The sequence below is a fragment of the Microvirga roseola genome (genome assembly GCF_020866965.1).
In the GTDB taxonomy this organism is placed as follows: Bacteria; Pseudomonadota; Alphaproteobacteria; order Rhizobiales; family Beijerinckiaceae; genus Microvirga; species Microvirga roseola.
Map to the genome: position 1 here is coordinate 1 of NZ_JAJATX010000091.1, position 10283 is coordinate 10283.

The window sequence follows — 10283 nt, forward strand, 5'->3', positions numbered from 1 at the left end:
TTCACCCTCGGCTCACTGATGAAAGTGCCAAAGTAGTGCTAGAGCCTGTGAAATCGCTAGCAGAATCGGCGGAACGTCAGCCGCGACGGTCACGTCCAAGATTCCGAGCTGCAGCAACTCCTCCTTGGAGCGCCCGAAGATGCGGCACAACTCGTCGTTTACCCGGAGGAAGCGCCCTTCGGGGCTGATCTCCGACAGGCCGACAGAGGCCTGCGCGAAGATCGCGGCCAAACGCGCCTCGCTCTCGCGCAGCGCCGCATCCATCTGTTTCTTCGCAGTGAGGTCGAGACTTACCGCCACCATCGCCCGCGGCTGACCGGCACCGTCATAAATCGGCGACACCGCGTTCCTGACCCAGATAGTTCGGCCATCCGGGCGCAGATAACGCTTCTCAATCTCGAATGCTTCTCCGGTCCGAGGTACTGTCTGAAACTGGCTCACGTTTCGCGGCAGGTCGTCCGGATGGGTGATGTCCTGCATCCGCAGGCCGCTCAGGAGCTCCTCGCGCGTGCGTCCCACGATCTCGCAGTACCGGTCGTTCATTTGCAGAAAGCGGCCCGAGAGGTCGGTTTCCACGAGCCCCGCCGCTGCCTGGGCGCAGATCGCCGAGAGATGAGCCTCACTCTCACGCAAGGCAAGCTGCGACTGAACGTGCTCGGTCACATCATGCCCCTGGACAAAGATGCCTGTGACCTTGCCCTGTGCATCCTTGCTGGTACACGAAGTCGACATAACGGGTCTCGGGCGCCGCACCGGCCTGCTGCTGGACCTTCACCGGCCTGTGGTGGCCGACGTAAGGCTTTCCGGTTGCGTAGACCTCATCGAGAAGCTCAATGATGCCTTGGCCCTCAAGCTCGGGCAGCGCTTTGCGAACGGGCTTCCCGATCAGGTCCCGGCCCCCGACATGTTCCAGCTGGGCGGCATTCACCAACTCGTAAACGTGATCGGGCCCTCTGAGCATTGCCATGATGCCGGGCGCCTGCTCGAACATCTCGCGCAGGCGCTCACCTTCCTGGGCGATGCGACGCTCGGCCAGCACCCGCTCGGAGGTCTCGACCACGATGGCGAGCACGCCGGCGGGCTGACCACTCTCGCCGAGCACCGGGCTGTAGTCGAGATTCATCCAGACCTGCTCGGGGACGCCCTAGCGAAAGAGCGTCAGTTTCTGGTCGCGGTAGGACAGCGTGCCTCCCGCCAATCCCACCCGCATGACGTTGGCGTTGAAGTCTGCCACCTCGGGCCAGCCCTCCAGAACCCTGGAACCGAGCAGGCGCGGATGCCGACCCGCGGCAAAGACCGTATAGGCATCGTTGTAGATCATCACCCCGTCCGCCCCCCAGAGCAGGACCATGGGGACAGGGGAGTACAGCATGATGCTGACGGTGGTGCGCAGGCTCTGCGGCCATCCGGAGAGCGGGCCAATCGAGGTGCTGCTCCACTCATAGGAGCGGATGAGCGCACTCATCTCTCCTCCGCCCTGGAGAAAGTCCGGGATCAGGGCGGGAGGGCTATCGAGCATGGAGGCTGCGCTCGTCTTTGCCGGAGCGGGTGCGGCCCGAAGCCACCCTGGCAGCGATGAGGGCAGTCAATTCGGGCGTCAAAGAGACGTTCAAGGTTGCGTTGGAGGGCATGGGGGTAAGTGAGTGGCAAAAGGTGTCCCCCATGTAGGCTGCCTGCATGCCGGGTCAAGCGGGATCTCTGTCGCCCCTAAGACCGCCAGAGGAACCCCCAGGCTCCGATCTGCGCAAGCCCTAGCAGGCCGGAGCCTGGGTGGAACGAACGCTTACGGCTAAGGTCGCGAAGTCTGACCGGCAATGCCGAACCCAATGCAGGCCGTCTGGAGAAGATCGCGGTCGCGCCATGGCAAACGGAAAGGGCTCGAGGCCAAGGCGGATGACAACACACCGGCTGTCATGGGAGCCTCGGCCGGCAGGGTCCATGGATCATCCTGCCGAAAGGTGTGTACCCGAGGCTCCGATCACCTTCCGGAGCTCGCCGATAAGCCGGGCCGGCAGCACGGGCTTCGCGAGCGCGATCAGGTTGGGATGGCGTTGGCGAACATCCTCCGGAACGGCGCCCCCGGTATAGACGACGGTCGGAATTCCGCGGGCGCTGAGCGTTTCCAGGACCGGTGTGACCAGGCCATCGCTGAGGTTCATGTCGAGCAGGGCTGCATCGAGGGACGGTTCGTTCTTGATCAGCTGGCGCGCCTCCCCGACGGAAGAGACCGGTCCGACCGGCACTCCCTCGGCCTCAGCCAGCAGTTCGCGGAGAACCTCCGCCACGAGCGCCTCGTCCTCGACGACCAGCACACGGCATCCCGCCAGCATTGCCCCACTCCTTGCACGACGCCAGCAAACGACCGGGCCGGTCCAATGTTCCTGTATCGCCAGGAGGTCAACATGCGCTGTCTGAGGAACTCAACGACGTGCCGTGGCTTGAAAAGCCAGTTCCGGGCGAAGAGCTCACCCCGACGCTGGCCCGTTTCCGGCGAACCGATGCCTGACTTGGCCGTTCACCCGCAAAGGAGGAGCAATGTTCACTCTCGAAATCAATGGCCAGCCCATCGCCATCACGGATGCGGAGGAGGCCCAGGCAGGAGGCATTTTCCAGAGCGACGAGTTCAAGCAGGACCTGATCGCAATGACCAGCAACGGAACACCTCTGTGGGACGGGCGGGCGCCCCTGACGATCCGGCCGGCATCGGAGCAGGAGGTTGCGGCATTCGAGGCTCCTGATTTCGACATCGACGGCGATGAAGAGGACGATGAGGACCGTGGCGGCGCATTCGTGACCTTCCTCGTGCTGATTGACCATGACCACGAGGAGACTGCGGCCATTCCGCCGGAATTTCAGAGCTGACAGCCGAGCCACCGCCGCAATACGGATCGAGCCGTCCTGATCGCCCGCCGATCCCCTTCGGCAATACGCTTGCGGACGCTCCGCAATCCTGACGGGGACTTGCCGCCGGGGCCATTGCACTCGCCTGGCGTGATGCGCCGAACCGCTTGCGGCGCTTGACTTCTACGCGGCGCAGGGTCGGGCAGCGAGCCCCCCCGAAGGAATATCGTCCTCTGCCGCCCGAGGGATATTCCCTGTGCGTTGCCCCGCCTCAAGACGCCGAGCACGGCTGCTGGGTACGACTGACAACCTGAACCATACCCTCCGATAATGGTTCAATATAGCGCAGGATGATCAGCCGGAGTACGCATGCACCAGCTCAACATTGCTTTTGCCGTGATCGGGACGGTGGTCGTCCTGATCGCTCTCCTGTCAAAACCGATCAAGAAGAGCCCTGTCCAGGAGCCCATGATCGCGGTTTTCATCGGCATCGCGGTAGGACCTTACGGGCTCGGCTGGCTCGACCAGGCACAATGGGGTGAAGAAAATTCCGTGCTCGAGCAGGCCGCGCGGATCACCCTGGCCATTGGGCTCATGGGGGTTGCGCTGCGGCTCAAGAAGGACAGCGTCAAGATCCTGTGGCATCCGGTGATCCTCCTCCTGATCCTCGGCATGCTCGGCATGTGGTTGGCGTCCTCGGCGCTCGCCGGCTGGCTTCTCGGCCTGTCGTTCTGGACAGCCCTCCTGCTGGGGGCGGTCGTCACGCCCACTGACCCGGTTGTGGCCAGCTCCATCGTCACCGGCCCCTTTGCCAAAGAGCACCTGCCTCTGCGCGTGCGGGATGCTATCTCGCTCGAGGCGGGCGCCAACGACGGCCTTGCCTATCTCTTCGTCATGCTGCCGGTTCTGATGATGGGACATCCTGCCGGCGAAGCCTGGTCACGCTGGCTTCTTGAGTCGCTGCTGGTCGGGGTGGTGGCTGCGAGTGTCATCGGCTGCTCGATCGGCTATATCGCAGCCAAGCTCCTGGCGTTTGCCGAACGGCACAAGATCGTCGAGACAACCTCCCTGCTGGGCTACACCGTGGCCTTCTCGCTCCTCACGCTGGGAGCAGCCAAGCTGGTTCATGCGGACGCAATCATCTCCGTGTTCCTGGCCGGACTTGTCTTCAATCTGTGCGCGGACAGAAACGAGGAGCACGAGGAGGAGCATATCCAGGAGGCAGTCGCGAAGCTGTTCACGCTTCCGATGTTTGTCATTTTCGGAATTGCACTCCCGTTTTCCGAGTGGATGCGCCTGGGCTGGCCGCTGCTCGCACTGGCGGTGCTGGTCCTTCTCCTGCGTCGTCCTCTCGTGGTCGGGCTCCTGTCGCCCGCCCTGCGCAGCGCCCTCAACATCCGTGATGCCGCCTATCTTGGCTGGTTCGGGCCGATCGGCGTTGCGGCCATGTACTATGCCACCTTCGCGCGTGGGCATGTCTACGATCCCACGATCTGGCATGCCGCCAGCGCCCTCATCTTTGCTTCCATCCTGGCCCATGGCGTAACGGCTGCAGCATTCACGCTCCTCTATGCGCATCATCCCGCTCCAGTACCGCTGGCCACGCGGGGCCTGCACGAAAAGTCGGCCCGGGAGGCGGCCTCGGCCTCCTGATCCCAGCGGGGTTCATGGTCCCCGCCTTGGCCATGTACGGGTTCCGAACCGAGATGGGGTGCAGCCCCAGGCCTACATGAGCGGACGCGTGCGACAGGATTGATCTGCCAAAGGAACTCTCATAGGGAGGCTTCGACACGACCAGCCAATCTGCCTGCTATCGTGTCGAATCGACCGAAGGCACTTGCACAGGACCGCCTCATGAAGAAGATCGGCTTTCTCTCGTTCGGGCACTGGTCACCCTCACCCCAGTCACAGACGCGGTCGGCCCGTGACGCCCTCCTCCAGTCGATCGACCTTGCCGTAGCGGCAGAGGAACTCGGTGCGGATGGCGCCTACTTCCGCGTCCATCACTTCGCGCGCCAGCTCGCCTCGCCCTTCCCGCTGCTGGCGGCAATCGGCGCGAAGACGAGCCGGATCGAGATCGGCACCGCCGTCATCGACATGCGCTATGAAAACCCTCTCTACATGGCCGAGGATGCGGGCGCGGCCGATCTGATCAGCGGCGGACGCCTTCAGCTCGGCATCAGCCGCGGCTCGCCTGAGCAGGTGATCGATGGCTGGCGGTATTTCGGCTATGCACCCGAAGACGGCCAAAGCGACGCCGACATGGCCCGCGGCCATGCAGAAGTGTTTCTAAACGTCCTCAAGGGCCAGGGCTTTGCCGAGCCGAACCCACGCCCGATGTTTCCCAACCCGCCCGGCCTGCTTCGCCTGGAGCCGCACTCGGAAGGTCTGCGCGAGCGCATCTGGTGGGGGTCCGCCTCCAACGCGACTGGGGTCTGGGCTGCGCAGCTAGGCATGAACCTCCAGAGTTCGACCCTGAAGGAGGACGAGACGGGTGAACCCTTCCACGTCCAGCAGGCCAAGCAGATCCGTCACTACAAGGAGGCGTGGAAGGAGGCGGGGCACGCCCGCGAGCCGCGCGTCTCAGTCTCGCGCTCGATCTTCGCGCTCGTGGACGACCGCGACCGCGCTTATTTCGGGCGCAGCAAGGACAGCGACCAGGTCGGGATCATCGACAACATGCGCGCAATCTTCGGCCGCTCCTACGCCGCGGAGCCGGACCAGCTCGTCGAGGAGCTCAAGGCGGACGAGGCGATTGCAGAGGCCGATACGCTGCTTCTGACCGTCCCGAACCAGCTCGGCGTCGACTACAACGCCCATGTCATCGAAGCCATCCTGAAGCATGTCGCTCCGGCGCTGGGCTGGCGATGATGGGGTCGTGGGTCACGCCCGCAAGCTGATGGAGCGAATGTAGGGCTTAAGGCGGGGCGTGCGAGCGCCAAGTTTCCTGCACAGCCCCCGGCCCCTTTCCGGAAGCCTGTCATGTCGCCAGGACCGAGACGCTGAAACGGCGACTGACCGGCATGTCGTTCGCCGATCTGCAGGATTGCTCGCGCTCAATTCCGGAATACCAGTCGCAGCAGGGAGACGAGCCGGGCTGCGTGCGTACCGTCCGCATCGAGGTCGGGGTCGAAGATGGTCATCGTCATCCCGGCACAGCGCCGATCCTCCGTCAGCACCTGCAGGAGCGGAATAAGATCCTCCTCATCGATTCCAGGGCTTCCTGGGGAGTCGACCGCTGGCATCACGGATTGGTCCAGGACATCGACATCCCAGTGGATCCAGAACGGCCAGTCCGGCTGCTGCCCGAGCGTAGCATGCGTGCGAGCGATCACCTCCACGATGCCGAGATCGCGTAGTGCAAACACGTCTAGGCGAGTGATGGCGGTATCGTCGATATCGGGCCAGGCAAAATCGACATCATGGCTTTCGCGCTCGCCGATCTGCACGACCTGCTCGTCAGGAACCAGGGGAGAGCTCACCACGGGCCAGTCCGTCAGCAGGGCCTCTCCCCGTCCGGTTGCCAGCGCAAGGTCCATCCCGGCGACGGCACCTGGCACCTCCGCCGCATTGTAGTTGCCGGGATGGCGGAAGTCGCTGTGCCCATCGATATGCACCAAGGACAGCGGTTCATGCCGGCGACGGCCAGCCAGAGCCCCGAGCAGGATCGAGCAATCGCCCCCTATCACGACCGGGAAGGAGGCTGGAGCGTCAAGCAGACCCGCAACGGTGTCGGCGAGCGTCAGGTTGAACTCTCTGAGGGCCGCACCATTGAGGAGCCCTGAGCCGCCATCCGGATGAGCCTTGTAGGCTGGCCGTTCGAGGTCGACGATCAGTGACGGCGAAAGCGCGTCAACGAGCCCCGCCTGCGTCAGGGCCTCGGGAGCGCGCCAGGTTCCCGGCTCATGGCCGGGAGCAAGGGGGCGTAAGCCTAGGTTCGACGGCGCACGGACAAGAACTCTGTTGCGAGGCATCGTGCATTTCCAAACTTCGTGACACCGGATCCAGTCTGTTCTGATGCTCGTCTTGGCAATGCTCCAGGCCACATCATTTGACCGATCTCAACCAGTATACAGCCGTTTTGGAAAGGAACTCGTCTCCCTTCGATGTCTTCTAGCCCTAGATCAGGAAAGTGGGCGTCCCGGAAGGCGACACTACGTGCTCTGAGACAAGCCGCGGCTGCCAACTGAGAATCCAACGGGAACGCATGTTCAAGCGCTTCATCATCAACCCGCCGGTCTTTTTTGGTGCAGTCGCAGTCATCGGCATTTTCCTCACCATTGGGATTGTTCTCCCGGATCGCGCCGGCGAGGTCTTCAGTGCCGTGCAGGCGGCCATTCTCAACAGCTTCGGTTGGCTTTATCTCCTCGCCGTCGGCATCTTTCTTGTTACCGTGCTTCTCCTCTGCCTAGGGCGCTACGGTCGGCTGAAGCTCGGACCGGACGAATCCGCTCCCGATTTCAAGTTCATCTCCTGGATCGCCATGCTTTTTGCGGCCGGCATGGGTATCGGCCTCATGTTCTACGCCGTGGGCGAGCCGATGACCCACTTCATGGCGCCGCCAACGGCCGAGCCGCGCTCCATCGCAGCGATGCGCGAGGCCATGTCGGTCACCTTCTTCCATTGGGGCATTCATGCCTGGGCCATCTACGCCGTGGTCGGCCTGTCGCTGGCGTATTTTGGCTATCGGTATAACCTCCCGCTCACAATCCGCTCCGGCCTGTACCCGCTCCTCAAGGAGCGCATCAACGGCCCCATCGGTCATATCGTCGACATCTTCGCCATTGTCGGCACCATGTTCGGCATTGCCACTTCGCTCGGCGTGGGGGTCTCCCAAATAAATGCCGGTCTCAACTATCTTCTGGGCCTCCCGATCGGGCTTGAAGTCCAGCTACCCCTCATCGCGGTGATCACCGCCCTCGCCACAATTTCGGTTGTCACCGGCGTCGACAAAGGCGTGCGCATTCTCTCCGAGACCAATCTTGTCGTGGCAATCCTGCTGATGGTCTTCGTCCTGGTGGTCGGGCCAACGGCGCAGCTGTTTCGCGACTTCGTGCAGAATCTGGGTCTCTATCTCGACACGCTGGTGCTGCGCACCTTCAATATCTATGCCTACGAGCCGACGCCCTGGATCGATGCCTGGACACTCTTCTATTGGGCTTGGTGGATTTCCTGGTCGCCCTTTGTCGGCATGTTCATCGCGCGCATCTCGCGCGGGCGCACTGTGCGGGAATTCGTCACCGCCGTGCTCTTCATCCCGGCCGGCTTCACCTTTTTCTGGATGACCGTTTTCGGCAACACTGCAATTTTCGTGGATACCGGAGCGGCAGCCGGTGCCTTGGGCGCGGCCATTACCGACGATGTATCGGTTGGACTCTTCAAGTTCTTTGAGTACCTACCGTTTTCGGGCCTCACCTCCACCCTGGCCGTGCTCCTGGTCGGGATCTTTTTCATCACGTCCTCGGACTCCGGCTCACTGGTCGTCGACTCTATCGCTGCAGGCGGCGAAACCCAGACCACCACCGGCCAGCGGGTCTTCTGGTGCGTGCTCGAGGGCATCGTCGCCGCCAGCCTGCTCCTCGCCGGCGGCCTTGGAGCCCTGCAATCGGCGACCGTGGCCAGCGCCCTGCCTTTTACCCTTGTTATGCTGGCGCTCGTGTGGTCACTCCTGGTCGGCATGCGCGCGGACCTCGCCCAGCAGCAGGCGCACGCCACCAGACCGTATATTCCCTCCGCCCAGCCTGCCGCAGGCCTCACCTGGCAGCGCCGTCTCGCACTCATCCTCCACGCTCCAACCGAAGCCGAAGTGGACGAGTTCATCGCCACCCAAGTACGTCCGGCGCTCGACCAGGTAGCGCGAGAGCTAACCTCGCGCGGCCGCACCGCTCATGTGGTAGAGGAAGATGGTGGCGCCATCGCCCTGCGCTCGCCAGCGGAAGGCGTTCGCGACTTCCTTTATGGCGTCAGCCGCAGTGCACAGCCCCTGGCGATCTTCTCTCCTCTTGCCGCCGGGAAGCCCGAATATCGACACGAGGCCCGGACCTACTTTTCCAGCGGCGGTCGCGGCTACGACATCATGGGCATGAACCGCGATCAGATCATTGCGGACGTCCTCGTCCAGTTCGAGCACTATCTCCTGCTCGTCCACTCGCCGGCGACGCAACTCGTCCATGGCGCTCCGGAACATGAGCTTGATTCACCCTCGCAGTGACGGCCTCGTTTGCCAAGCTTCTGCGGGAGCGGGAAAGATCGACCATGGAGACAGGGCGAGCCTTCATCCCGGGCGGCCGAGAAAGCTCGCAGCGAACCTATGAGACCGCCAACAGCAAGCGAACGATCATGTGGGAATGGATTGCAAGCAACCATCAGGTCATGGGCGTCCTGGCGAATATCGCGATGCTACTCGTCTGGATTGCCTATTTGCAGGTGTTCGTCAGCAGTTATCGCCGGCAGAAGAGGCCGAGCATCTTGATCAATCGCGGCGCCGGGTCCGGGCTTGAGGCCCGGTGCCTGATCAGCAACATGAGCGCCGAGGTCATCTATATCGAGACCCTCATCGCGACCGTTGAAACCACTGAGGGTCGCTGGAGCTGCCCGGTGACCGAGCTGCTGGAAGGCCGCTCAGACCTCAAGCTTGCGACCCGGCAAGGGCCGCTGCAGACTGGTCACTTTGTCGATATCGGGTCGTTTCAAAGGCTTATTGAGCCTGTGCTCCAAAGGCGCGCCGGGCTGCGAGGCGCCATTACTTCCGATGACCTGGAAAGTCTCGTCGCCTTTGAGATCAAGGTGATCGCGGTGCATGGCTCTGAAGATCTCCTTGCCGGAGCGACACGCCGGTTTGACTTGATCCGGTCACAGGGCCAGTTGCTCCTGAAGGGACATGCAGTCGGGACGCAGCAAATCCGATCCCGCCGGAAGCGGGAGAGACTCCTCAACGATGTCAAAGTGGATCTGTGATATCGTCCCTCGGCGCTACTTGAATTGCTTCCTGGTCGCGTGTGAAAGACAGGCAGCCAGGCTGTTCACGTCAACAAAGTCGACCATCAGGTGTGGCACTTGCCGCAATCGGCAAGCCTGCCCTGCTACGCGGTTGCAGCTGCGGAGCAACATCCCTAGAATTTCGGCCGCATGCGTACAAGTATCATCATTACAGCCCCGGTGCCGGGTCCGGGAGCTTTGCACAAGGCCTGGTCTGCAGTGCGGTGTCCCAGTGAGAGCTTTGCACCGGTGCCTCGCCGCTCGCCAGTCGAGCTGGGTCAGCGAGCTGCGCCCGGACGGCGACATCTTGCCAGGGACAGGTGGAATGCACGGTAGCCCCTCCGTTCCAGACCACCCCTTCCTGATCGGCGGTGGCGAGATGGGCGTCAGGATCCGGTCGCATGACTGGTCCTCGACCTCACTAGCTGTGAGATCTGAGGAGGTTGTTCATCCCGTCTGAGGGC

8 protein-coding genes and 1 pseudogene are annotated in these 10283 nt (G+C 62.8%); 5 read left to right on the top strand and 4 right to left on the bottom strand.

All coding sequences use genetic code 11. The features are described from left to right. Nucleotides 1-12: 12 nt before the first annotated feature. The 3 genes and pseudogenes from LG661_RS23225 to LG661_RS23235 all read right to left on the bottom strand — a co-directional run bounded on the left by LG661_RS23225 (nt 13) and on the right by LG661_RS23235 (nt 2330). Nucleotides 13-576, bottom strand: a complete 564-nt coding sequence (locus LG661_RS23225; RefSeq protein ID WP_230534375.1) for a PAS domain-containing protein — start codon at nt 574-576, stop codon at nt 13-15. 33 nt (nt 577-609) lie between these two features. Beyond that, nucleotides 610-1519, bottom strand: a pseudogene (locus tag LG661_RS23230) (PAS domain-containing protein); the annotation flags it as partial. A 424-nt stretch (nt 1520-1943) separates the two neighbouring features. After that, complete coding sequence (locus tag LG661_RS23235; protein WP_230534368.1) at nt 1944-2330, bottom strand: response regulator; 387 nt, start codon at nt 2328-2330, stop codon at nt 1944-1946. A 205-nt stretch (nt 2331-2535) separates the two neighbouring features. On the opposite strand from LG661_RS23235, the gene LG661_RS23240 reads away from it, so the two are divergent. The 3 genes from LG661_RS23240 to LG661_RS23250 all read left to right on the top strand — a co-directional run bounded on the left by LG661_RS23240 (nt 2536) and on the right by LG661_RS23250 (nt 5712). Beyond that, nucleotides 2536-2862 carry a hypothetical protein gene (locus LG661_RS23240; protein ID WP_230534369.1) on the top strand — a complete coding sequence of 109 codons (327 nt, stop codon included), beginning with the start codon at nt 2536-2538 and terminating at the stop codon, nt 2860-2862. Between the two features lie 348 nt (nt 2863-3210). Further along, nucleotides 3211-4494 carry a cation:proton antiporter domain-containing protein gene (locus tag LG661_RS23245; protein ID WP_230534370.1) on the top strand — a complete coding sequence of 428 codons (1284 nt, stop codon included), beginning with the start codon at nt 3211-3213 and terminating at the stop codon, nt 4492-4494. A gap of 201 nt (nt 4495-4695) precedes the next feature. Then, nucleotides 4696-5712, top strand: a complete 1017-nt coding sequence (locus tag LG661_RS23250; protein ID WP_230534371.1) for an LLM class flavin-dependent oxidoreductase — start codon at nt 4696-4698, stop codon at nt 5710-5712. 185 nt (nt 5713-5897) lie between these two features. Here LG661_RS23250 and LG661_RS23255 read toward each other — a convergent pair whose 3' ends face one another. After that, nucleotides 5898-6815, bottom strand: coding sequence for an arginase family protein (locus LG661_RS23255; protein ID WP_230534372.1), 918 nt, complete (start codon nt 6813-6815; stop codon nt 5898-5900). 233 nt (nt 6816-7048) lie between these two features. Here LG661_RS23255 and LG661_RS23260 point away from each other — a divergent pair, with 233 nt between their 5' ends. Then, nucleotides 7049-9052, top strand: a complete 2004-nt coding sequence (locus LG661_RS23260; protein WP_230534373.1) for a BCCT family transporter — start codon at nt 7049-7051, stop codon at nt 9050-9052. Nucleotides 9053-9096: 44 nt separating this feature from the next. Next, a complete protein-coding gene (locus tag LG661_RS23265; protein ID WP_230534374.1) occupies nt 9097-9798 on the top strand; it encodes a hypothetical protein in 702 nt (233 codons plus the stop codon). The last annotated feature ends 485 nt before the right edge of the window (nt 9799-10283 follow it).

Bases quoted from the DNA above. Each gene is read 5' to 3' on its own strand.
- LG661_RS23235 (WP_230534368.1), bottom strand. From the start codon at position 2,330: ATGCTGGCGGGATGCCGTGTGCTGGTCGTCGAGGACGAGGCGCTCGTG.
- LG661_RS23240 (WP_230534369.1), top strand. From the start codon at position 2,536: ATGTTCACTCTCGAAATCAATGGCCAGCCCATCGCCATCACGGATGCG.
- LG661_RS23245 (WP_230534370.1), top strand. From the start codon at position 3,211: ATGCACCAGCTCAACATTGCTTTTGCCGTGATCGGGACGGTGGTCGTC.
- LG661_RS23250 (WP_230534371.1), top strand. From the start codon at position 4,696: ATGAAGAAGATCGGCTTTCTCTCGTTCGGGCACTGGTCACCCTCACCC.
- LG661_RS23255 (WP_230534372.1), bottom strand. From the start codon at position 6,815: ATGCCTCGCAACAGAGTTCTTGTCCGTGCGCCGTCGAACCTAGGCTTA.
- LG661_RS23260 (WP_230534373.1), top strand. From the start codon at position 7,049: ATGTTCAAGCGCTTCATCATCAACCCGCCGGTCTTTTTTGGTGCAGTC.
- LG661_RS23265 (WP_230534374.1), top strand. From the start codon at position 9,097: ATGGAGACAGGGCGAGCCTTCATCCCGGGCGGCCGAGAAAGCTCGCAG.